The organism is Streptomyces sp. NPDC037271 (genome assembly GCF_055603605.1).
In genome coordinates, this window is record NZ_JBVJVN010000003.1 from 381,869 (window position 1) to 402,626 (window position 20,758).

Genomic DNA, 20,758 nt, shown 5'->3' on the forward strand with positions numbered 1-20,758 from the left:
GCATCCGCGACCGCGGACGCTGCGAGGTGGAAGGCGTACCGGAACATGACGGCGATCCTTGCCGACGTTTTGCCCCACGTCGAATGGTTTTTTATGGCACGGGAGTTCGAGTATCGCCCCGGCCGTCCCGGACCAGCCCGGTCACCCCGGTCCGCTACCGGCCGACGGTGCGCAGCGCCTCCCGCACGGACAGCGGCGCGAGGCGTCGCCCGTGTTCGGCCACGAAGGCGCGTACGGCGTCCGGGTCGGTCCCGGCGTACGCGCGCAGGCACCAGCCGATGGCCTTGCGGACGAAGAAGTCGTCGTGTCCCGACTGGCGCAGGCAGTAGCCGAAGAGGCGCTCGGTGTCGGTGCGTTCCTTGTAGCGCAGCTGGTGGAGCAGGGCCGCGCGGACCAGCCACAGGTCCTCGTCGGCGATCCAGGCGTCCATCTCCGCCGTGAGGTCGCGGTCGGCCGCGACCAGCCCTCCGACGACGTGCGCGGCGAGCAGGTCGACGGTGTCCCACCACGGCACCGTGGTGAGCAGATGCCGGACCACGGGCAGGAAACCGGAAGAGCAATGCGTCACATGACGGCGCAGGAAATCGACGGCGAAGTAGTGGTACTCCCGCTCGGGCAGCCGCCAGCAGCGCAGCGCGACCGCGGCGCAGTCCGGCTCGCCCGGGCGAGGCAGACCCTCCAGGACCGTCCGGGACAGGGAGCGGCGAACAGGGGAGGTCAGACCGAGGAACGGGGCCACGTCCCTCATGTACGCCCGCATGGCCACGGCCCGTTCGGGATCGGCCGCGGCGGTGTACACGGTGGTGAGTCGCTCGACCACGGTGTCGGCGAGAGGGCTGCACGGCACGTCCGGAGTTTCCGCGGCTGTGACGCTCATGAAACGCACCATACGGCGATCACACACAATCGTCGGTTAGTGTCACCGGATGTTCGATGCCACCACCCGCTCTGGGGGCACCGCCACGGTCTCTCCCCGGACCGCCGCAGCAGAGCTCGCCGTCGCCGCGGCCGTCGGGCCGTCCGCGCCGGCCTCACCGACCGGTCTCGCCGCCCGCGTGACGAGGGTTCTGCTCTCCCCGTGGGCCCGGCTCTCCCTGCTCGTCGCCCTGCTGGCCTCGGCCGCGACCGCGGTGCTGCTGTTCCAGCCGCAGCAGTTGCTGACCAACGGCTGGCCGCCGCAGCTCGGGGGCACCGCGGCGGTGGTCGCGTACGCGGTGGCGTACGGACTGTGCACCGTCGCCTTCGTACCGCGGCCCCTGCTGAACCTGGCGGCCGGCGCTCTGTTCGGATGGCAACTGGGCCTCGCCTCGGCCCTCGCGGGGACGGTGCTCGGCGCCGGGATCGCCTTCTGCCTCGGGCGGGCGCTGGGCCAGGAGGCGCTGCGTTCGCTGCTGCGGGGCAAGTGGCTGAAGGCCGCGGACGGGCAGCTCAGTCGGCACGGTTTCCGCTCGATGCTGGCGGCGCGGCTGTTCCCCGGGGTGCCGTTCGTCGCCGCCAACTACTGCGCGGCCGTCTCCCGCATGGGCCTGCTGCCCTTCCTGCTGGCGACGGGGCTCGGATCGATCCCCAACACCGCCGCCTACGCCATCGCCGGCGCCCGCGCCTCGACACCGACCTCTCCCGCCTTCCTGATCGCGCTGGCCTGCATCGCCCTGCCCGGGCTGGCGGGCGCGGTGGTGGCCTGGCGCAGGCGCCACCAACTGCGCGGACGCTGAGAGCGCGTTGCACCGCCGGTCCGGACGACCCTCACGGCACGGGCCGGCCGGCACCTGCGCGCGGACGGCGACCGGTCCGTGGTGACCGAGCGCGCCTGCGGCGACGAGCTCGTCCCACCGGTCGCCTGCCGGGCCTGTCGCGGCACCGTCCGGCACGAGGACCCGACCGCCCACCCACAGGTCCCGGGCCGTACGGTGACCGCCCGACGGCGGCCCGGAGCCCGTTCACCCCGTGGCCCGGTGTTCATCAAGGGGCGCTACGCTGCCCCTCGGCACGCCTGATCCTGATCACCGCACACGGCGGTTCGGCGTGCCCATCGACCGTTTCTCGATCGCCGCTTGGACCCCGTAACCCATGTCTTGGTTTGAATCACTCATCCTCGGACTCGTCCAGGGGCTGACCGAGTTCCTCCCCGTGTCCTCCAGCGCGCACCTGCGCCTGACCGCGGCGTTCTCCGGCTGGCACGACCCGGGCGCGGCCTTCACCGCGATCACGCAGATCGGCACCGAGGCCGCCGTTCTCATCTACTTCCGCAAGGACATCGGGCGGATCGTCTCGACGTGGACGCGGTCGCTCGCGAACAAGGAACTGCGCGCGGACCCCGACGCGCGCATGGGCTGGCTGGTGATCATCGGCTCGATCCCGATCGGTGTGCTGGGCCTGACGCTGAAGGACCAGATCGAGGGACCGTTCCGCGACCTGCGGATCACCGCGACGATGCTCATCGTCGTCGGCGTGATCATCGGCATCGCGGACCGGATGGCCGCGCGGGACGAGAAGGGCGGCCGGCACCGCGCGCCCCGGCGGCGCAAGGAGCTGGAGGACCTCAGCGTCCGGGACGGCCTGATCTACGGTCTCTGCCAGGCGGCGGCGCTCATTCCCGGCGTCTCCCGCTCGGGGGCCACCATCAGCGGCGGTCTGTTCATGGGCTACCGGCGCGAGGCCGCGGCCCGGTACTCGTTCCTGCTCGCGATCCCCGCGGTGCTCGCCTCCGGTCTGTTCGAGTTCAAGGACGCGATGGAGAACGACCACGTCTCCTGGGGGCCGACGCTCTTCGCGACGGCCATCGCCTTCGCCACCGGGTACGTGGTCATCGCCTGGTTCATGAAGTTCATCTCGACCAAGAGCTTCATGCCGTTCGTCTGGTACCGCATCGCGCTCGGGATCGTCATCATCGCCCTGGTCGCGACGGGTGTACTCAGCCCGCACGCCGCGGAGTCGTCCGGCTGACCGCGCCCGCTCGTGTAGCCGTCCGGTAGCGCTCTGTCAGTGCTTGCCCCTAGGCTTGTCCGCATGTCCCCCGAATCCGTGACCCCTGGTTCCGTGCGGTCCGCCGCGGAGCTGAACGACGAGATCCGTGCCCTGTGGCGGCGCGCGGGCGGGTCCCTGTCGGCTCAGGAGCGTGTGGAGTACGAGTTGTTGGTGGTCGAGTGGGCGACCGCGATCCGCGGCGAGGTCATCGAGGCGGCCTGAGGGCCGGGGCCGCGCGGCGCGCGGAGCCACCCGCCGCGCACATGCGCCGCGGGCCCAGCGGGCCCCTCGGGGCTCCCGTCCGCTCGGCCCGGCGTCCGCCGGGCCGTCCACAGCACCGCCCGGGCGTCAGCGCCCGCCCGCCACCCGCAGTACCGTGCCCGTGGTGTACGACGCGTCCGGCGACATCAGCCAGGAGACCGCCGCGGCGATCTCCTCCGCCCGGCCCGCCCGGCCCAGCGGAACGGCCGACCCCATCCGCCGCGCCCGGTCGGGGTCACCCATCGACGCGTGCATCTCGGTGTCCACGACCCCGGGCGCGACGGCGTTGACGCGGACACCGTCCGGCCCGAGTTCCTTGGCCAGTCCCAGGGTCAGGGCGTCGACGCCCGCCTTGGTCGCGGCGTAGTGGACGTACTCCCCCGGGCTGCCGATGGTCGCGGCGCCCGACGACACGTTCACGATCACGCCGCTCCCCCGCTCGGTCATCAGCCGCGCTGCGCGGCGGGCGCACAGCAGCACGCCCAGCAGGTTGACGTCGAGGACCCGGCGCAGGTCGGCGGTGTCGCTGTCGGCGAGCCGTCCCAGCGGTCCGGTCACCGCCGCGTTGTTCACCAGTCCCGTCACCGGGCCGAGCCGCTCCTCCGCCACCTCGAAGAGCCGGTCGACGTCGGCCTCGACCGACGTGTCCACCCGTACCGCGACACCGCGGCCCCCCGCCGCTCGCACCCCGGCCACCACTCCCTCCGCGGCCGCCGAGTCCCGCACATAGCCCACGACGACGTCGTGCCCGTCCGCCGCGAGCCGCAGACAGGCGGCGGCGCCGATTCCCCGGCTGCCACCGGTGACCACCGTGACGGGACGCTTCATGAGTACCTCCAGCAGAAGCTCGGAAAAGAAGACCGAGAGGGAAGAGACCGAGAGGGAAGAGAAGGAAGAGACAAAAGGTCGAGTGAGCAGATCGCGAGACCGAAAGGTCCGAATTTTGATCGATCATCGATCATCCTAGAGGAGATCCCTCCGCCCGCACAGCTGCCGACGCCCGGCTCATGAACCACTGGTCGGCGTCCCCGGCGCGGGACATCCGATGTGATCAACTGAATCCGCCTCGCCGAGAGCGCACACTGAAGGGACCACGGGGTAGGGAGGCGCCTATGAAGACGCTCGACCACTGGCTCGCCTCTCCGTGGCGGCGCTCGGGTACCGCCGCGGTCGCCGGGGCGCTGCCCGTGCTCGCCTTCCCGGGTCCGGCCCTGTGGTGGTGGGCCTGGGTCGCGCTGGTGCCCTGGCTGCTGCTGGCCCGGACGGCGCCGACCGGAAAGCGGGCGGCGTACGACGGGTGGTGCGGCGGGTTCGGATTCATGCTGGCCATGCACCACTGGCTGATGCCCAACCTGCACGTGTTCACGTTCGTCATCGCCGCGCTGCTCGGCGCCCTGTGGGCGCCCTGGGGCTGGCAGGTGCGCCGGCTGCTGGGCGGGGCGCCCTCGGCCGGCCGGGCAGCGGCGGCGCTCGTGGTGTTGCCGTCGGGCTGGCTGGCGGTGGAACTGGTCCGTTCCTGGGAGGGGCTCGGCGGCCCCTGGGGTGTCCTCGGCGCGAGTCAGTGGCAGGTGGCGCCGGCGCTGCGGCTCGCCTCGGTGGGCGGGGTGTGGCTGCTGAGCTTCCTGGTGGTGGCCGTCAATGTCGCCGTCGCCGTGCTCGTCGCCGTCCGCCGGGCCCGGGTGCCGGCCCTGGCCGGGCTCGTCGCCACCGCCGCCGCGACCTCCGCGGCCTGGGTCTGGTCCCCGCGCCCCGATGCCGACGAGCGGGTCGCGATCGCCGTCGTACAGCCCGGCATCGTCGCCGGCCGGGACAGTGCCGACCGGCGCTTCGACCGCGAGGAGGAGCTGACCCGCCGGCTCGCCGACCGGGACCTCGACCTGATCGTCTGGGGCGAGAGCAGCGTCGGCTTCGACCTGGACGACCGGCCCGACCTGGCGCGCCGGCTCGCGGCGCTGTCGCGGGAGACCGGCGCGGACATCCTGGTCAACGTGGACGCGCGGCGCTCCGACAAGCCGGGCATCTACAAGAGCTCGGTGCTCGTCGGCCCCGACGGCCCGACCGGCGACCGGTACGACAAGATGCGGCTCGTCCCGTTCGGGGAGTACGTCCCGGCCCGCTCCCTGCTCGGCTGGGCCACCTCCGTCGGCGAGGCGGCGGGCGAGGACCGCCGGCGGGGAACCGAGCAGGTGGTGATGGACGTCGGGGACGGGCTGCGGATCGGGCCGATGGTGTGCTTCGAGAGCGCGTTTCCCGACATGAGCCGCCGGCTCGCCGCCGACGGCGCGGACGTGCTGCTCGCCCAGTCGTCGACGTCGACGTTCCAGCACACCTGGGCGCCCGCGCAGCACGCCTCGCTCGCCGCGCTGCGCGCCGCCGAGACCGGCCGCCCGATGGTGCACGCGACCCTGACCGGCGTCTCCGCCGTCTACGACGCGAACGGCTCGCGGATCGGGTCGTGGCTCGGCACCGACGCGAGCGCGTCGCGGGTGTACGAGGTCCCGGTCACGCACGGCAGCACACCGTACGTCCGGTACGGCGACTGGACGGTGCGGGGCGCGCTGCTGGTCCTCGCGGTCTGGGCCGCCGCCGAGGGCGTACGGACGGTGCGGCTCAGGCGGAGCGCTCCGCCACCGCCCGCACCACCCGCTCACACAGCTCATGGGTCTCCAGCGCGTCCCGGGCACTGAGCACCTGCCCGGCGCGCACGGCGTCGAGGAAGGTGAGGACCGCCTGCTCGATGCCGCGCTGGCGGGCCACCGGGACCCAGTCGCCGCGCCGCTGCACGCTCGGCCGGCCCTTGTGGTCGATCACCTCGGCGAGGTTGACCACCTGGCGCTTGGTGTCCTGGCCGGACACCTCGAGGATCTCCTCCGCCGAGCCGCTGAGCCGGTTCATGACACCGAGCGCGGTGAAGCCGTCCCCGGCGAGCTGGAGCACGACGTGGTGGAGCAGGCCGTCCTGGACGCGGGCGCGGACGGTCACGTCGTCGACCGGTCCCGGCGCCAGGAAGCGCAGCGTGTCGACGACGTGTATGAAGTCGTCGAGGATCATGGTGCGCGGTTCCTCGGGCAGGCCTGTGCGGTTCTTCTGCATGAGGATCAGCTCGCGCGGGTGCTCGGCGCACTGCGCGTACCCGGGGGCGTGGCGCCGGTTGAAGCCGACGGCGAGGCCGGTGTTCCGTTCCTCGGCGAGGGCCACCAGCCGCTCGGAGTCGGCGAGTTCGTAGGCGAGCGGCTTGTCGACGTAGGTCGGGACGCCGGCTTCCAGCAGCCGGGTCACGATCTCCGGGTGGACGGTCGTCGGCGCGTGCACGAAGGCGGCGTCGAGGCCCTCGGCGAGGAGCGCGTCGAGGCCGGCGTGGCGCTGCCCGTCCGGGAGGCGCAGCCCGTCGGCGACCCGGGTGAGCGTGGCCGGGGTGCGGGTCTGCAGGTGCAACTCGACCCCGGGCAGGGTGGCGAGCACCGGCAGATAGGCCTTCTGCGCGATGTCGCCGAGTCCGATGACGCCGACCTTCACGGGGTGTGCTCCTCTAACGCTCGCCGACCTGGGTCTGCGGGGAAGCATACGGCTGCCGCGGGGGCCGCCAGTCGGCGATGCCGTCGAAGCCGCGCGGGAAGAGGGCCGGTCCGGTCTTGGACAGCGCGGCGATCGTGATGTCGCGTACGGCGATCCCGGCCAGGTCGGCCTCCGGCTCGCCGTCGGGGGTGCGCACCCGGGCCGGGCGGTCGCCGTCGCCGGGGTCGGCGAGCATCGCGTCGGCGGCGGTGCGAACGGCACCGGGCGGCAACTGTGCGGAAAATACCTGGTGGGCGTGGTCGCCATCGGTGAGGATGCCGACATGACGACCGAACGCCGTGAACCCGCCGCCGACGCCGACGAACGCACCATGCTGGAGGGCTGGCTGGAGTACCACCGGCAGACCCTCGCGTGGAAGTGCGAGGGCCTCACCGACGCCCAGCTCAGGACCCCCGCCGTGGCCCCGTCGACGTTGTCCCTGATGGGGCTGGTGCGGCACATGGCGGAGGTGGAGCGGAGCTGGTACCGCAGGGTGCTGGCGGACGAGGACGCGGACCCGATCTACTACAGCGACGAGAACCCGGACGGCGAGTTCCGGCTGACCGAGGCGGACACCTGGCAGGACGCCCACGCCACCTGGCAGGCCGAGATCGAGGCGGCCCGGCGCAACGCGGCCGGTGCCCGCCTCGACGAACCGACCCGCGGCAGGCACCGGCGCACCGGTGAGCGGTACACCCTGCGCTGGATCCACACCCACATGATCGAGGAGTACGCCCGCCACAACGGGCACGCCGACCTGCTCCGCGAGCGCCTCGACGGCGCCACGGGCGAATGACGTCACCTTCACCGGGCCCGGAGCCTCCGTACGGGGCCGGACATCACCCGTGCGGGGCATCCTCCGCTTGTCCGGCGCCATGGACGGGGCCCGACCCAGCAGAGTGGCGCGGGTGCATCGAACGACGACCACCGCAACGCTCCTCGTGACCGTGGCTGTCTCGGCCCTGACCGCCTGTACGACGGTCCAGGGCCCGCCCGCGGCCGACCCGTCGGCGGCCGGCGCCCGCTCGTCCGCGCCGCACCCGGACGGCCCGGCCGAGCCGAGGGTCGTGCAGGCCCCGGCCCGCGAGGCACTGGAGATGATCGGCCCCTCCCGGGCCCCTTCCCGGCCCTCCGGCCACGCCTCCGGCGAACCCCGCCGCACGGCGCCCCCGCCGGCCCCGCCGCAGCGCAAACCGCCGACCGCCCGTGCCCACCCGGAACAGCAGCCGCGGCCCGCCCGTTCCAAGGCACCGGAGCGCGCGCACGGGGCCGAGCGACCTCGCGTCCTGGTCCCCGGCGTTCCGCCGCCGGTCGGCAGGAACGCGGACGTCTGCTCCCTCGGCAAACGGTACGGCGGCTGGCGGCCGGGCAGCCCCGAGACGGTCATCTGCGACCAGGCGTACGGCCACTGAGCCCGACCACGGGGATCGCCCGGGCCGGGGCGGGCTACGGCCGCTGCCGCGGTGGCCCCCACCGCCCGCCGGGCCGTTCGGGCCCGTCGGACGTGGGCCCGTCCTCGTCCAGTCGTCGCTCCAGCCGGTCGATCGCCGCGCGCACGCCGTCGCCGTAGCCGTCGGGGGCGAGGGACTCGGCCGCGCCGCGGGCACGTCGCAGGTGCACGCGGGCGGCCTCGCGGTGGCCGAGCCGGTCGTAGTCGGCGGCCAGGTTCAGGTGCAGGGACGGGTAGAGGGCACGCGCGGCGAGCGTGTCGTGGTGCCGGCCGGTGAGCCGGTCCTCCGTCAGTTCCTCGGCGGCGGACAACGCGCGCAGATCCCAGGCCAGTTCGTCACCCGGGTCGTCCTGGGTGTCGGCCAGGTAGTGGGCCAGGGTGCAGCGGTGCAACGGATCACCGTGCTCGCCGATCTCCGCCCACAGGCCGAGGAAGCGGTGCCGGGCCTCCTCACGGTCGCCCGCGTGGTGCAGCATGGCGACCTGCCCGATCCGCGTCAGCACGGCGTCCGGCGCCGCCTGCTCCTGTCCCTTGGCCACCGCTTCCTCCGTGCCCGTCGTCGGCTGTCCCCGACGACGCTAACGGCACCTGCCGCGATTCCCGGTCAGGCTGCCCGTGACGCGCGCGGGCGGACCGGCGGGCGGACCGGCCCGCCCGGCGGGGTCAGCCCAGATCGGGGATGGTCCAGTCGATGGGCTCGTGGCCCTGCCCCGCGACCGCCTCGTTGATCTGCGTGAACGGGCGGGAGCCGAAGAACTTCTTCGCCGACAGCGGCGAGGGGTGCGCACCCTTGACGACCACGTGCCGCGTCTCGTCGATCAGCGGCAGCTTCTTCTGCGCGTAGTTGCCCCACAGCACGAACACCGCCGGGTCGGTCCGGCCGGCCACCGCGCGGATCACCGCGTCGGTGAACAGCTCCCAGCCCCGGGCCTTGTGCGAGTTCGCCTCGCCGGCCCGGACCGTGAGCACTGCGTTGAGCAGCAGGACGCCCTGCTTCGCCCACGGCATCAGATAGCCGTTGTCCGGGATCGGGGTGTCCAGCTCAGCGTGCATCTCCTTGTAGATGTTCCGCAGGGACGGCGGCACCTTCACGCCCGGCCGGACCGAGAAGCACAGCCCGTGGCCCTGGCCCTCGCCGTGGTACGGGTCCTGCCCGAGGACCAGCACCTTCACCTGGTCGTACGGCGTGGCCTCCAGCGCTGCGAAGACCTCCTCGCGCGGGGGGTAGACGGGGCCGTTCGCCCGCTCCTCCTCGACGAACTCCGTCAGCTCCTTGAAGTAGGGCTTCTGCAGTTCGCCGCCCAGCACCTCGCGCCAGGACTCGGGCAGCATGGCGATGTCGGTCACGTCGACTTCCTTACGCTGTGCGGTCGTTTCCACTCCCCAGAACCTACCGGCGACCACTGACAACGGGCGCGCCGACCAGCGTCTACCAGCTCGTCTTCCGGTGCAGCTGCCACATCATCATGATCGTCGAGGGGTCCATGGCCCGCTCCGCGCCCGAGATGTCCGTGCTGACGGCCACGTACTGCTTGCCCTGCCACAGCGGCAGCAGCCGCGCGTCGTCCACGAGTATCTGCTGGGCCCGCTCGAAGTCCTTCTCCACGTGGGCACGGTCGCTCTCCCGGCGTGAGCGCGGCAGCAGCTCACCGGTGATCTCCGGTGCGGCATAGGGCGTGCCGAGCGCGTTCTGCTTGCCGACGAAGGGCGCGATGAAGTTCTCCGCGTCCGGGAAGTCGGGGGACCAGCCGCGGCCGAACACCGGGTACTCGCCCTCCTGGTAGCCCGCGACGTACGTCTTCCACGGGCGGCTTTCGAGGGTGACCGTGAACAGGCCGGAGGCGTCGAGCTGGCGCTTGATCTCCTTGAACTCCCGTGCCGTCTCGGAGCCGTAGCGGTCACTGGTGTACCAGAGGGTGAGCGGCACGGGCTCGGTGATGCCGGCGTCGGTGAGCATCTTCCGGGCCTTGGCGACGCTGGGGTCGCCGTAGTCGTCGAAGAAGCCCGTGGTGTGGCCGGTGAGGCCCTTGGGGACCATCGAGTACAGCGGATCGACGGTGTCCTGGTAGATCGTGTGGGCGATGGCCGCCCGGTCGATCACCTGGGCGACGGCCCGGCGCACTTCCTTCCGGCCCGCCCACGGGTCCTCGGGGTTGAAGACGAGGTAACGGATCTCCGTACCGCTGCCCTCGACCAGCTGGAGGTCCTCGTCCTTGCCGGTCCCGCCCTGCAGCGTGATGACGTCGTCGGCCGCGAGACCGCGGTAGGTGACCTGGATCTCCCCTCCGCGCAGCGCCTCCACCATGCCGTCGGAGTCCTTGAAGTAGCGGACGGTCACCGCGTCGTTGTGGCGCTCGGCGAACCCCTTGTAGCGGTCGTTGCGGACGAGTTCGGCCCGCTCGCCCTCCTCGTACGACTCGAGTGTGTACGGGCCGGAGCCGACGACCTTGCCGTCCTCGCGCAGGGCGTCGGCCGGGTAGCCGCCGGGTTCGACGATCGACATGGCGGGGGTGGCGAGCACGAACGGGAAGGTGGCGTCGGGCTTGTTGAGGTGGAAGACCACTTCCCGCTCGCTCGGCGCCTGGACCCGTTCGAGGCTGCCCAGCAGACCGGCGGGACCGCCGTTGACGTCGATGTCCTTGATCCGGTCGATCGAGTGCTTGACGGCCCGGGCGTCCAGCCGGTCCCCGTTGGAGAAGGTCAGGCCCTCGCGCAGCTCACAGCGGTACACCTGGTTCGTGGAGTCGGTGAAGGCGCACTCCTCGGCGGCGTCGGGCTCGGGCGCGGTCGCACCGTTGGGGTAGCTGAGCAGCGTCTGGTAGATGTTGCGGAACAGCTCCCACGAACCGTCCCAGGAGGCGGCCGGATCCAGCGTGCTGGGGGCACTGGTCGTCCCCACGACGATCGGTCCCTCGTCCTCGGAACTGTCGGACGACAGGATGCCGCATCCGGTGACCAGCGCCGACATGGACACGATGGCCGCCACTCGGCGCAGGCCTCGGTTCCGGTTGAACACGCGCACGCTCCTCGATCCGCCGTACCAAGGGTCGGCAGACCATACCGCAGCGCCACGCCACCTGAACCCCCTTCTGAACAGGGGTTTTGATCATCTGGCGATGACTACGTTGTCACCGCCCCGTGGTCTCGAAACGCGGACACGGGCGCCGTTTCCGTCAGCGGCGCCCGTGTCCGGGAGCGATCTCGAGGGGTCGGCGACGGCCGGTATCAGGCCACGCCGGCGTTCAGGAAGATGCCGCCGTCGACCACGAGCGTCTGACCGGTGACCCAGCCGGACTGCTCCGAGGTGAGGAACGCGGCGGCGCCCCCGATGTCGGAGGGCACGCCGAGCCGGCCCAGCGGGTAGCCCGCGGCGGCCTCCTCCTCGCGGCCCTCGTACAGGGCGGCGGCGAACTTGGTCTTCACGACGGCCGGGGCGATGGCGTTGACCCGCACCCCGGGCGCGAACTCGTGCGCCAGCTGCGCGGTGAGGTTGATCAGCGCGGCCTTGCTGACGCCGTACGCGGCGATGAAGGGCGAGGGCGACAGGCCCGCGACGGAGGCGATGTTGACGATCGCGCCGCCGTTGTCCTTCTGCCAGGCGTGCCAGGTGCGCTGGGCGAAGCCGAGCGCCGAGATCACGTTGGTCTCGAAGACCTTGCGCGCGACGTTCAGGTCGAGGTCGGCGATCGGCCCGAACACCGGGTTGGTGCCGGCGTTGTTGACCAGGAAGTCGACGCGGCCGAAGGCCTCCATCGTGCGCTCGACGGCGACGGCCTGGTGGGCCTCGTCGTGTGCCTTTCCGGCGACGCCGATGACCCGGTCCGGGCCGAGCTTGTCGACGGCCTCCTTCAGGGCGTCCTCGTTGCGGCCGGTGATGCAGACCCGGTCGCCGCGCGCGACGAGCGCCTCGGCGACGCCGTATCCGATACCGCGGCTGGCGCCCGTGATGAGCGCGACCTTGCCGGAGAGTCCGGGGAGTTCAGTCATGTCAGTGATCCCTAGTCCCAGTGTTCCCTAGTCTCCGTGTTCCGTGGTCTCCGTGTTCCCTAGTCGAGCGGTCCGCCGGCCACGTACAGCACCTGGCCGGAGACGAAGCCCGCCGCCTCGCCGGTGAAGAAGGCGATGGCGTTGGCGATGTCCTCGGGCTCGCCGACGCGCGCCACCGGGATCTGGGTGGCGGCGGCGGCCTTGAAGTCGTCGAAGCCCATGCCGACGCGGTCGGCGGTGGCCTTGGTCATCTCGGTGGCGATGAAGCCGGGGGCGACGGAGTTGGCGGTGACGCCGAACTTGCCGAGCTCCTTGGCGAGCGTCTTGGTGAAGCCCTGCAGACCGGCCTTGGCGGCGGAGTAGTTGACCTGGCCGCGGTTGCCGAGCGCGGAGGAGGAGGACAGGTTGACGATACGGCCGAAGCCGGCGTCCACCATGTGCTTCTGGCAGGCCTTGGACATCAGGAAGGCGCCGCGCAGGTGCACGTTCATGACGGTGTCCCAGTCGGAGGCACTCATCTTGAACAGCAGGTTGTCGCGCAGCACGCCCGCGTTGTTGACGAGGATCACCGGCGCGCCCAGCTCCTCCGCGATCCGCGCCACGGCCGCCTCGACCTGCGCCTCGTCGGAGACGTCGCAACCGACCGCGATCGCCGTGCCGCCGGCCGCGGTGATCTTCTCGACGGTGTCCTTGCAGGCGGCCTCGTCGAGGTCGAGGACGGCGACGGCGCGGCCCTCGGCGGCCAGTCGTACGGCGGTGGCGGCACCGATGCCGCGCGCGGCTCCGGTGACTACGGCGACCCGCTGCTCAGTGGTGGACATTGCTGCTTCTCCTCGTCCTGGGGATGCGGCCCGTGCGGAGCGTCGCGGCATGCTCTGGGTGAGCGACCGCTTAGTACCTTCCGCAGACGTGACGCTAGAAGCCCCGGCACCCGGTGTCAACGGGACACCGGGCCGGTGTGATCCATTACCTGGCTCCCCGATGCCGACGCCGAGCCGACGCCCCCGTTCCGGTCGCCCGATCGGCCCACCGCTGCGGGCCCCCGCACCGCCGGAGCCCTAGCGTCGAAGCGCGAGCCACTCGTGGCCGGAAAGGAGGCGTCCATGCGCCGTCACACCGGTGCAGCAGGCATAGCCGTCGCGATCGCCGCGATCGTGCCGCTGGCCATCCCCGCACACGCTCAGGACCTGGACTCGGACCTGGACTGCCGGAGCTACACCTACCAGGAAACGGTCCAGGCCGGACTGGACAGCGAGCCGGGCGACCCGGACCCGTACTGCCCGGAGGCACTCCAGGAAGACCCACGCGACGAGGGCCGACCCGACGACGGCCCACCCACCGAGGACGGACTGGACCAGCAGCAGTCCGACGAGGGACGACCCGACGAGGGACGACCCGAGCAGGGCCAGTTCGACCAGGGCGCGCCCGACCAGGGGCGATTCGACCAGGGCGAGCCCGAGCAGGGGCGATTCGACCAGGGCGAGCCCGAGCAGGGCCAATTCGACCAGGGGCGATTCGACCCGGGCCAATCCGACTACCAGGGGCATTCCGAGCAAGAGCATTTCGATCAGGGGCGTTTTGACCAGGGGCATTTCGACCAGGGCGACCAGGGCGGAATCGGTGGGATGCGGGAGGCGGACGACGGCGCGGACGACGGCACGGCAGGTGCGGCGCCACCGCGGCGGGCGCAGGTCCCGACGATCTCCGCCACCTCCTTGCCCCGTCCGGCAAGCACGACGCCGGCCCCGGCGCCCGCGACCTCCCCCGCCGTGACACCGACGCTCGGCACGCAGGGCGGACTGGGTGGCGCCTCGGGCTCCGGGCCGAGCGACTGGGACATCGGCATCGGCCTGAGTTTCGTGACCGGCGCCACGCTCGCCGCGGGCTGGGTGATCAGGCGCCGCCGACACGCCTGAGTGCGGACCTCGCCGGGCACGTACCCGACCGGCCGGACGCGCCCTACCGCACCAGCACGCCGAGGAGCCGTTCGGCCTCGGCCGCCGGGTCGGTCGTGAGACCGGTGTGGACGGGGCCGGGCTGGACGATCGTGGAGCGGGGGGCGATCAGCCAGCGGAAGCGGCGGCCGGGGTCGTCGCCGGCCGCCTGCCCCGCCGCGCCCCCGCCGGTGCACACCGCCTCGACGGCACGCAGTGCGGCGCGTACGCCGGGCAGGTCGACGTCCGGATCGAGGGCGAGGAGCCTGGTCTCGTCGAGGTGAGTGCGGGCGCCGACGTAGGACTTGCCCCGGCAGTACACGAGCACCCCGGCGTTGACGCACTCCCCGCGCTCTACACGGGGCACGACGCGCAGCAGCGCGTACTCGAACACGTGGCGGTCGTTCACCGGTTCCCCTCGACGCGTTCGTGGATGGTGGCGGCCCGCGCGAGCAGGGGCTCGGCGTAGGCGCGTCGCAGGTCGTCCGGTGTGGCGAAGCCAGGTTCGTCCAGCAGCCAGACGTCCGGGATCTCGGCGGTGACCTCGGCGAGGAGTTCCTCGGTGACCAGGGGCGCGAGCGCGGCGGCGGCGGAGCGGACGTCCGGCGCGAAGCGCGCCAGAGCGTGGTCGGAGGCGTCGTACGGCCGGGCGGCCGAGGCCTCGGCACCCGGCCAGTTGTGGTGCCAGATCATGGTCGCGCCATGGTCGATGAGCCACACCTCGCCCCGCCAGCGCAGCAGGTTGGGGTTGCGCCAGGACCGGTCGACGTTGTTCACCAGCGCGTCGAACCAGACGATCCGGCCCGCCTCCTCGGGGCTCACCTCGAAGGCGAGCGGGTCGAAGCCGAGCGCGCCGGAGAGGAAGTCCATGCCGAGGTTGGTGCCGCCGCTCGCCTTGAGCAGTTCCTGCACCTGCTGGTCGGGCTCACCTAGCCCGAGCACCGGGTCGAGGCCGACCGTGGCAAGGCGCGGCACCCGGAAGCCCAGGCGGCGGGCGAGTTCGCCGCAGACCACCTCGGCGACGAGCGTCTTGCGGCCCTGCCCCGCGCCGGTGAACTTCAGGACGTACGTCCCGAGGTCGTCGGCCTCGACGAGCCCCGGCAGCGAACCGCCCTCACGCAGGGGCGTGATGTAGCGGGTCGCGACGACCTCTTTCAACATTTTCGAAGGTCCCGTCGCTCGTTGACCTCAAAACAGGGGGGAACTCGGAGAGTTCCGACCGACACGCTCGTCCCCTCGTCTCCCCAGCAGTCCGTCGATGACACTGCGGCCCTTACTTCCAGCCGCCGGCATGAAGTGAGCATAGTAACCAAGCGTGACAGCCGGAGAAGAATGCCCGAGCCATCGCGCCGGCATCACCACCGGCTCCCCCGCCTCCGGAACGTGGCCCGCAACGTCACCGACCTCCGCAAGGGCGAACTCCTCGGCCTCCACTGAGAAGACCTCGACCTCACCACCGGAACGGCCAGCATCCGGCGCTCGCTTCAGCGCACCCGAAGCGGCGGCCTCACCCACGTGCCCACCGAAACCCCAGCATCCGAACGCCGCATCGCCCTCTGGAGCTGGGGTTCGGCGCGGGGCAGACGTGCTGGCGTCGCTTGGACCGGTGGCGGAAGGCAGGGGTTTTCGACCGGCTGCACCGGCTCCTGCTCGCCGAACTGAACGCGGCCGGTGAGCTCGACTGGTCGCGCGCGTGCGTGGATGGCCCCCACGTCCGCGCGAAAAAGGGGGACGCGACACCGGTCCGTCGCCGGTCGACCGGCGGAAGACAGGCAGCAAACACCACCTGATCTGCGACGGAAGCGGCACGCCGCTCAAAGTCATCACCACCGCGGCCAATGTCAACGACGTCAACAGACCCTCGCCCTGGTCGACGGCATCCCACCCGTCGCGGGCCGCCCCGGCCGGCCCCGCCGCAGACCCGAAGCCCTGCTCGGCGACAAGGGCTACGACTCCAACCCGAACCGAGACGCGCTGCGCAAGCGCCGGATCCTGCCCGTCATCTCCCGCAAGGGGTCACCCAACATCAAGGGCCTGGGCAAACTCCGCTATGTCGTCGAGCAGACCTTCGCCCTGCTTCACCACTTCAAACGCCTCGCCATCCGCTGGGAACGCCGCGCCGAACTCCATGACGCCTTCGTCTCCCTCGCCTGCAGTCTCATCTGCTGGCGACGGCTCAAGAAAGCAACTGAGTGAGCACCACGATGGGAAGAATGCGACCAGTAGGTCGCGCATGCCGACCTACCCAGCGTCGCGCCTGCGCCTCCAGTCCCGCTCTCCCAGTCGCCTGATCCTCCAGGCAGGCAGCGGGTGGCGGGCCTCCGTGACGATGAAGTGCGCCATGTCGGCCAGCATGCGTCGAACAGCTGAGATAGGGACGACCAGATCGTCCCATTGGTTGTAGTTTGCGTGAAGGCAAATCTCATCGTCGGAGACGCGCTCCAGAACACAGCTTTCCACGCCCAGTAGTAGCTCGTCGCCGGCCTCGATCTTGAGCCATTGCAGAAGGACAGACGAGACTGCCCAGTCAGGCCCACACTGGTCAACGAATTCCTCTGCTGTCCATCGCAAAGCCTGTGGCGTGTCCTCGGGGGCCCTGATCAGAATCCTGCCGAAGACGGGAGGATGCATTGTGCCGTCCTCGCTCACGTCAACGGCGGGGAGCTCCTCCAGGCCGAAGATCCAGGCGCTTTCGGAGGAACTGGCAGCGTTGTTCACAGGGCTCATCTGCACGACGATGCCACGCCTGTCGCGGCGCGCAGCCCACGAGGATGCCGAAGTGCCCCGCTCATGATCGTGTCACGAGCTCTGTGTAGCCCGTCACCACTGGGGCCGCAATTGTGGACCAGGACCGGCGCAGCCCCCGCCAGCACATAATACGTGTGCTACGCGCACCCCTCTAACCTGCTTTTCGCTGGTCAGCGCGCTTCTTGGGTTCCGCTGGCGTCCGTGGTTGTGCGGGGAAGTCCGTGGGTGTTGCCGTCGCTACTGCCGTCAGGGTTCGGGCGGTTGGCGTTGGCGCCGTTTTCCGTTCCGCCGGTCACCGCCCGGTGTATCGGGCCACTGTGTATGCGGTTGGGCCGGTGAGCCCTGCCCCTGTGCCGTCGAGCATGTCCAGAACCTCGAAGCCGACGCACTCCGCGTAGCGCTCCAACTCGCAACTCGCGGGGGAACAACACACGCCTGCGGATCTCGCCTCGGGCTTCGTCGCCCCAGGGGAGCACCCAGTGTCGGTGCATGGTGTTGATCTGGGTCCGCAGGTCCCACTCGTGCCGGATGGTGACGGTAGCCGGTCCCCTTGGGGTGTCCACCGTGGCGGTGGTCGGCTCGGTCCGGCTGATCGGGGCGATTGGGGAGCACAGTACGAGCAGCGTGCCCGGCTGGGCGTGGGCCGCGAAGGTGGCGAAGACCTGGCCGATCTCGTTGTGGGCGTGCACGTAGGCGAGGCTGTTGCCCATGCAGGTCACGACGTCCATGCGCTTGCCGAGTCGTACGGTGTGCATGTCGCCGGTACGGATGTCCAGTTCCGGCCGGGCCTGGTGGGCGTGGTCGACAAGGACGGCAACCCGGCCCGCACCGAGGGGAAGTTCCAGTTCACCGCGGAAGGCGTGACCGACGTCACCCGGTACGTCTGGTGGACCGACTCCGACACCCGTGAGCGGTTCGTCGACGCCGCCAGGGCCGGAGGACCCGCCAAGGAGCCGGTGACCTACACACCGCTGAACGCCGGCCCGCAGTACCTGTACGTCCGCAGCCTCGACGCCGCGGGCAACCGTTCCGACCTGAAGACGTACCTCTTCTACCCGACGCGCGCCCCGGAGCGGGACAGGCCCGGTGACCTCAACGGCGACACCACGGTCGACATGTGGACCGTCGACCCCGGCAGCGGCGCCCTGTGGATCCACCCGGGCCAGGGCAACGGCAAGTTCGGCGTGGGCCGCCAGGCCGACGAGGAGTCCTTCGGCACCGCGGTGCTCACCCACCGCGGCAGCTGGAACGAGGACTACTACGAGGACCTCGTCGCCCTGCGGCCGGGCCTGGAGGACCCGGGCGTCAAGGAGCTGTGGGTCTACACGAACCGCGGCGACGGCGAACTCGGGGGCACCGACACCGGCCGCTGGCCGCTGGAGGTCGCCGTCGAGGACGCCAACCACTGGAGGAACGCCGACCAGGCGCTGTCGATCGGCAGTGTCAACGACGACAACGCCGACGGCCGGGTCGACGCCGACGACGCGCCCGACCTGCTCGTCAAGGCGGGCGCCGAGCTCTGGCTCTACCTGGGCAGTCAGGGCAGCCCGCTCATCGACGAGGTCGAGCCGGTGTCCCTGGGCAACGCCGACTGGCAGAACATGACGCTCCTCGCCCCCGGCGACCTCAACGCCGACGGCCTGCCCGAGCTGTGGGCCCGCGACGTCGACAGCGGAAAGATCCACCAGTACACCAGCCGTCAGAACCCGGTACAGGACGACGTCACCGCGGCCGACCTGAGCGTGTACGCCGACCCCGCCGCGCGCGCCACGTCCATCGGCAGCGGCTTCACCGGCTCCGCCCACCCGCACCTCGCCACGGACGGCGACTTCGAGGGCGACGGGTTCCCGGACCTGTGGTCCCGGGACGGGGTGGGCAGCGCGGTCGAGTTCCCCGGCCGGGCGCTCGCCGACGGCTCCGCCTTCGGACCCGCCCGCCCGCTGGTGACCGGCGGTACCCCGTGGGGCACCTGTAAGACCTTCGAGTCGAAGGCCACCGGCAAGCGCACCCTGTGCGGCCCGATTCTCGCCAAGTACAAGGCGCTGGGCGGCCCGGCCGGCTTCGGATACCCGAGCACCGACGTCGTCACCGCTCCCGACAAGGCCGGCCGGTACGCGCACTTCCGGGCACCCGGCACCACCGTCGACAACCGGTCCGTCTACTGGAGCCCGGACACCGGCGCGTGGGAGGTGCGCGGCGCGATCCGGGCCAGGTGGACCGAGCTGGGCCGCGAGGGCGGAGTCCTCGGCTACCCGACCGCCGACGAGCGCCGCACCAGCGACGGCGTCGGCTACTTCAGCACCTTCAGCAAGTCCGGCAAGGGCAGCGCCGTCTACTACTCCTCCGGCACCGGCGCCCACGAGGTGCAGGGCGGCATCTACACCCGGTACCTCGCACTGGGCGGCCCGCAGCACGTCGGATATCCGATGGAGGGCGAGAAGGCCACCACGCCCAAGCCGGGCTGGTACCAGCGGTTCCGGTTCCGGGACGAGGAGACGCACAACACGGCGATCTACTGGAGCAAGGCGACCGGCGCCTGGCCCGTCCACAACGCCATCATGCGCAAGTGGACCGAGCTGAAGTCGGAGAACAGCTGGCTGGGCTTCCCCACGTCCGGGGAGTACCAGGTGACCGGCGGTATCCGGACCGACTTCGAGAACGGCTACGTCCGCTGGAACCGCACGAGCGGCACGACCACCCCGCAGAAACCGGACGAGCTCACCGCGCACCTGCGCACGGACCTCGCCGGTGACGTGAACGGTGACGGCCGCACCGACATGATCACGGTCTACGACTACGGGAACTCGTCGACCGGCATCCACGTCCTGACCGCCGACACCGACGGCGGTATGCGTCCCCCGAAGGAGGTCTGGACGAGCAACCGGGCCACCTTCGACGCCGCCCGCGCCAAGTGGACGGCCGGTGACGTCAACGGCGACAGGCTCACCGACGTCATCGCGTTCTACGGCTACGCGGACGGGTCGGCCGCCATGTGGACGTTCGTCACGCAGAAGGACGGCGGGCTCGAGCTGCTCAAGAGCGCGGTCCTGCCGCCGAACAGCTGGGACATGGAGCGGGTGATCTCGGTCCAGGCGGGCGACGTGAACGGTGACGGCCGGGCCGACCTGACCACCGTCTACGACTACGGCAACGCCCAGATGGGCCTGCACAAGTTCCTCGGCCGTGCCGACGGCGGGTTCGACATGCCCGTGCGCGGCTTCAACTCCGGTGACGGGAACTGGTGGGCCGAGAACGCCCGCTACACGATGGGCGACGCCAACGGCGACGGCCGGGCCGACCTGATCGCGTTCTACGGCTACGGCGCGGGCGCCGCCGCCCTGTTCACGTTCATCGCCGAGCCCGACGGCACCCTGGGCCAGCCGTTCAAGTCGTGGAACGTGCAGACGGGAGGCTGGGAGCTCGATCGCGTCGAGCTGACGAGCGGCGACTACAACGGTGACAAGCGCGCCGACGCCGCGGTGATGTACCGGCACGACGGCGCTGTGACCGCCCTGCACACCTTCACGGCGCAGGTGGACGGCGGCTTCGCTGATCCCCTGGCGGGCTGGGAGACCCAGCCGGACGTCTGGGACGCCGCCGCCTCGGGGATGCCGCTCTCCGGTGACGCCGACGGCGACGGCCGGGCCGACATCCTGACCATGTACAACTACGGTTTCGGAGCCACCCGGGTGTTCACCTTCCCCTCCCGGGAGGACGGCACGTTCGAGAACCCGCAGCGCTCCTGGTACGCGGAGCCGGGCACATGGTGACGCCGGGCCGGTGACGCACCCGCACGACCGGTGACCGACAGCCGCCGGGCACCCGCTACGGGTGCCCGGCGGCTGTGCGCCGAGGC

20 protein-coding genes and 2 pseudogenes are annotated in these 20,758 nt (G+C 71.4%); 10 read left to right on the forward strand and 12 right to left on the reverse strand.

Annotation, left to right across the window (positions count from 1 at the left end):
* Window positions 1-154 precede the first annotated feature (154 nt).
* A complete protein-coding gene (locus tag ACZ7G3_RS09515; RefSeq protein ID WP_470924460.1) occupies window positions 155-877 on the reverse strand; it encodes a DNA alkylation repair protein in 723 nt (240 codons plus the stop codon).
* Window positions 878-926: 49 nt separating this feature from the next.
* On the opposite strand from ACZ7G3_RS09515, the gene ACZ7G3_RS09520 reads away from it, so the two are divergent.
* The 3 genes from ACZ7G3_RS09520 to ACZ7G3_RS09530 all read left to right on the forward strand — a co-directional run bounded on the left by ACZ7G3_RS09520 (window position 927) and on the right by ACZ7G3_RS09530 (window position 3,189).
* The gene (locus ACZ7G3_RS09520) at window positions 927-1,715 is read left to right on the forward strand and encodes a TVP38/TMEM64 family protein (protein WP_470924462.1); all 789 of its coding nucleotides are present in this window, start codon (window positions 927-929) and stop codon (window positions 1,713-1,715) included.
* A gap of 355 nt (window positions 1,716-2,070) precedes the next feature.
* The gene (locus tag ACZ7G3_RS09525; protein ID WP_470924464.1) at window positions 2,071-2,946 is read left to right on the forward strand and encodes an undecaprenyl-diphosphate phosphatase; all 876 of its coding nucleotides are present in this window, start codon (window positions 2,071-2,073) and stop codon (window positions 2,944-2,946) included.
* Between the two features lie 63 nt (window positions 2,947-3,009).
* On the forward strand, window positions 3,010-3,189 hold the full coding sequence (locus ACZ7G3_RS09530; RefSeq protein WP_426598593.1) for a hypothetical protein: 180 nt from the start codon (window positions 3,010-3,012) through the stop codon (window positions 3,187-3,189).
* 126 nt (window positions 3,190-3,315) lie between these two features.
* On the opposite strand, the gene ACZ7G3_RS09535 is transcribed toward ACZ7G3_RS09530, so the two are convergent.
* On the reverse strand, window positions 3,316-4,056 hold the full coding sequence (locus tag ACZ7G3_RS09535) for an SDR family NAD(P)-dependent oxidoreductase (RefSeq protein WP_426598594.1): 741 nt from the start codon (window positions 4,054-4,056) through the stop codon (window positions 3,316-3,318).
* A 284-nt stretch (window positions 4,057-4,340) separates the two neighbouring features.
* Between ACZ7G3_RS09535 and lnt the strand changes: the two genes are divergently transcribed.
* Window positions 4,341-5,915 carry an apolipoprotein N-acyltransferase gene (gene lnt, locus ACZ7G3_RS09540; protein WP_470924466.1) on the forward strand — a complete coding sequence of 525 codons (1,575 nt, stop codon included), beginning with the start codon at window positions 4,341-4,343 and terminating at the stop codon, window positions 5,913-5,915.
* Here lnt and ACZ7G3_RS09545 read toward each other — a convergent pair.
* Window positions 5,839-6,744: a Gfo/Idh/MocA family protein gene (locus ACZ7G3_RS09545; RefSeq protein WP_426598596.1), complete on the reverse strand. Its 906-nt coding sequence runs from the start codon at window positions 6,742-6,744 to the stop codon at window positions 5,839-5,841. The genes lnt and ACZ7G3_RS09545 overlap by 77 nt on opposite strands.
* A gap of 13 nt (window positions 6,745-6,757) precedes the next feature.
* On the reverse strand, window positions 6,758-7,015 hold the full coding sequence (locus tag ACZ7G3_RS09550; protein WP_470924468.1) for a hypothetical protein: 258 nt from the start codon (window positions 7,013-7,015) through the stop codon (window positions 6,758-6,760).
* 51 nt (window positions 7,016-7,066) lie between these two features.
* On the opposite strand from ACZ7G3_RS09550, the gene ACZ7G3_RS09555 reads away from it, so the two are divergent.
* Both ACZ7G3_RS09555 and ACZ7G3_RS09560 read left to right on the forward strand, forming a co-directional pair.
* On the forward strand, window positions 7,067-7,579 hold the full coding sequence (locus tag ACZ7G3_RS09555; RefSeq protein ID WP_426598599.1) for a DinB family protein: 513 nt from the start codon (window positions 7,067-7,069) through the stop codon (window positions 7,577-7,579).
* Window positions 7,580-7,730: 151 nt separating this feature from the next.
* A complete protein-coding gene (locus ACZ7G3_RS09560; protein WP_470924470.1) occupies window positions 7,731-8,195 on the forward strand; it encodes a hypothetical protein in 465 nt (154 codons plus the stop codon).
* A 34-nt stretch (window positions 8,196-8,229) separates the two neighbouring features.
* Here ACZ7G3_RS09560 and ACZ7G3_RS09565 read toward each other — a convergent pair whose 3' ends face one another.
* The 5 genes from ACZ7G3_RS09565 to fabG form a co-directional block, all read right to left on the reverse strand.
* On the reverse strand, window positions 8,230-8,772 hold the full coding sequence (locus tag ACZ7G3_RS09565; RefSeq protein ID WP_470924472.1) for a hypothetical protein: 543 nt from the start codon (window positions 8,770-8,772) through the stop codon (window positions 8,230-8,232).
* Between the two features lie 124 nt (window positions 8,773-8,896).
* A complete protein-coding gene (gene ung, locus ACZ7G3_RS09570; protein ID WP_426598602.1) occupies window positions 8,897-9,580 on the reverse strand; it encodes a uracil-DNA glycosylase in 684 nt (227 codons plus the stop codon).
* 82 nt (window positions 9,581-9,662) lie between these two features.
* A complete protein-coding gene (locus ACZ7G3_RS09575; protein ID WP_470924473.1) occupies window positions 9,663-11,249 on the reverse strand; it encodes an ABC transporter substrate-binding protein in 1,587 nt (528 codons plus the stop codon).
* Window positions 11,250-11,458: 209 nt separating this feature from the next.
* Window positions 11,459-12,220 carry an SDR family oxidoreductase gene (locus ACZ7G3_RS09580; protein WP_426598604.1) on the reverse strand — a complete coding sequence of 254 codons (762 nt, stop codon included), beginning with the start codon at window positions 12,218-12,220 and terminating at the stop codon, window positions 11,459-11,461.
* 59 nt (window positions 12,221-12,279) lie between these two features.
* Window positions 12,280-13,041 carry a 3-oxoacyl-ACP reductase FabG gene (gene fabG, locus ACZ7G3_RS09585; protein ID WP_426598605.1) on the reverse strand — a complete coding sequence of 254 codons (762 nt, stop codon included), beginning with the start codon at window positions 13,039-13,041 and terminating at the stop codon, window positions 12,280-12,282.
* 282 nt (window positions 13,042-13,323) lie between these two features.
* Between fabG and ACZ7G3_RS09590 the strand changes: the two genes are divergently transcribed.
* The gene (locus ACZ7G3_RS09590; RefSeq protein ID WP_470924475.1) at window positions 13,324-14,136 is read left to right on the forward strand and encodes a hypothetical protein; all 813 of its coding nucleotides are present in this window, start codon (window positions 13,324-13,326) and stop codon (window positions 14,134-14,136) included.
* Between the two features lie 43 nt (window positions 14,137-14,179).
* Here the strand turns inward: ACZ7G3_RS09590 and ACZ7G3_RS09595 are convergent, their stop codons facing one another.
* Together ACZ7G3_RS09595 and ACZ7G3_RS09600 are read right to left on the reverse strand one after the other, a co-directional pair.
* Window positions 14,180-14,563: a DUF3037 domain-containing protein gene (locus ACZ7G3_RS09595; RefSeq protein ID WP_470924477.1), complete on the reverse strand. Its 384-nt coding sequence runs from the start codon at window positions 14,561-14,563 to the stop codon at window positions 14,180-14,182.
* Entirely contained in the window at window positions 14,560-15,315 is a 756-nt protein-coding gene (locus ACZ7G3_RS09600; RefSeq protein ID WP_470924479.1) for a HipA family kinase, read from the reverse strand. The genes ACZ7G3_RS09595 and ACZ7G3_RS09600 overlap by 4 nt, the downstream gene beginning before the upstream one ends.
* A gap of 237 nt (window positions 15,316-15,552) precedes the next feature.
* Here ACZ7G3_RS09600 and ACZ7G3_RS09605 point away from each other — a divergent pair.
* Both ACZ7G3_RS09605 and ACZ7G3_RS09610 read left to right on the forward strand, forming a co-directional pair.
* Window positions 15,553-15,711: pseudogene (locus ACZ7G3_RS09605) on the forward strand (site-specific integrase); the annotation flags it as partial.
* Window positions 15,660-16,350 (forward strand): annotated as a pseudogene (locus ACZ7G3_RS09610) (IS5 family transposase); the annotation flags it as partial. The pseudogenes ACZ7G3_RS09605 and ACZ7G3_RS09610, both read left to right, overlap by 52 nt.
* 45 nt (window positions 16,351-16,395) lie before the next feature.
* Here the strand turns inward: ACZ7G3_RS09610 and ACZ7G3_RS09615 are convergent.
* Window positions 16,396-16,881, reverse strand: coding sequence for a hypothetical protein (locus tag ACZ7G3_RS09615; protein WP_470924481.1), 486 nt, complete (start codon window positions 16,879-16,881; stop codon window positions 16,396-16,398).
* 704 nt (window positions 16,882-17,585) lie between these two features.
* Between ACZ7G3_RS09615 and ACZ7G3_RS09620 the strand changes: the two genes are divergently transcribed.
* Window positions 17,586-20,672, forward strand: coding sequence for an FG-GAP-like repeat-containing protein (locus tag ACZ7G3_RS09620; protein WP_470924483.1), 3,087 nt, complete (start codon window positions 17,586-17,588; stop codon window positions 20,670-20,672).
* The last annotated feature ends 86 nt before the right edge of the window (window positions 20,673-20,758 follow it).

Bases quoted from the DNA above. Each gene is read 5' to 3' on its own strand.
- ACZ7G3_RS09520 (WP_470924462.1), top strand. From the start codon at position 927: ATGTTCGATGCCACCACCCGCTCTGGGGGCACCGCCACGGTCTCTCCC.
- ACZ7G3_RS09615 (WP_470924481.1), bottom strand. From the start codon at position 16,881: ATGAGCCCTGTGAACAACGCTGCCAGTTCCTCCGAAAGCGCCTGGATC.
- ACZ7G3_RS09515 (WP_470924460.1), bottom strand. From the start codon at position 877: ATGAGCGTCACAGCCGCGGAAACTCCGGACGTGCCGTGCAGCCCTCTC.
- ACZ7G3_RS09580 (WP_426598604.1), bottom strand. From the start codon at position 12,220: ATGACTGAACTCCCCGGACTCTCCGGCAAGGTCGCGCTCATCACGGGC.
- ACZ7G3_RS09600 (WP_470924479.1), bottom strand. From the start codon at position 15,315: ATGTTGAAAGAGGTCGTCGCGACCCGCTACATCACGCCCCTGCGTGAG.
- lnt (WP_470924466.1), top strand. From the start codon at position 4,341: ATGAAGACGCTCGACCACTGGCTCGCCTCTCCGTGGCGGCGCTCGGGT.
- ACZ7G3_RS09525 (WP_470924464.1), top strand. From the start codon at position 2,071: ATGTCTTGGTTTGAATCACTCATCCTCGGACTCGTCCAGGGGCTGACC.
- ACZ7G3_RS09555 (WP_426598599.1), top strand. From the start codon at position 7,067: ATGACGACCGAACGCCGTGAACCCGCCGCCGACGCCGACGAACGCACC.
- ACZ7G3_RS09535 (WP_426598594.1), bottom strand. From the start codon at position 4,056: ATGAAGCGTCCCGTCACGGTGGTCACCGGTGGCAGCCGGGGAATCGGC.
- fabG (WP_426598605.1), bottom strand. From the start codon at position 13,041: ATGTCCACCACTGAGCAGCGGGTCGCCGTAGTCACCGGAGCCGCGCGC.
- ACZ7G3_RS09590 (WP_470924475.1), top strand. From the start codon at position 13,324: ATGCGCCGTCACACCGGTGCAGCAGGCATAGCCGTCGCGATCGCCGCG.
- ACZ7G3_RS09530 (WP_426598593.1), top strand. From the start codon at position 3,010: ATGTCCCCCGAATCCGTGACCCCTGGTTCCGTGCGGTCCGCCGCGGAG.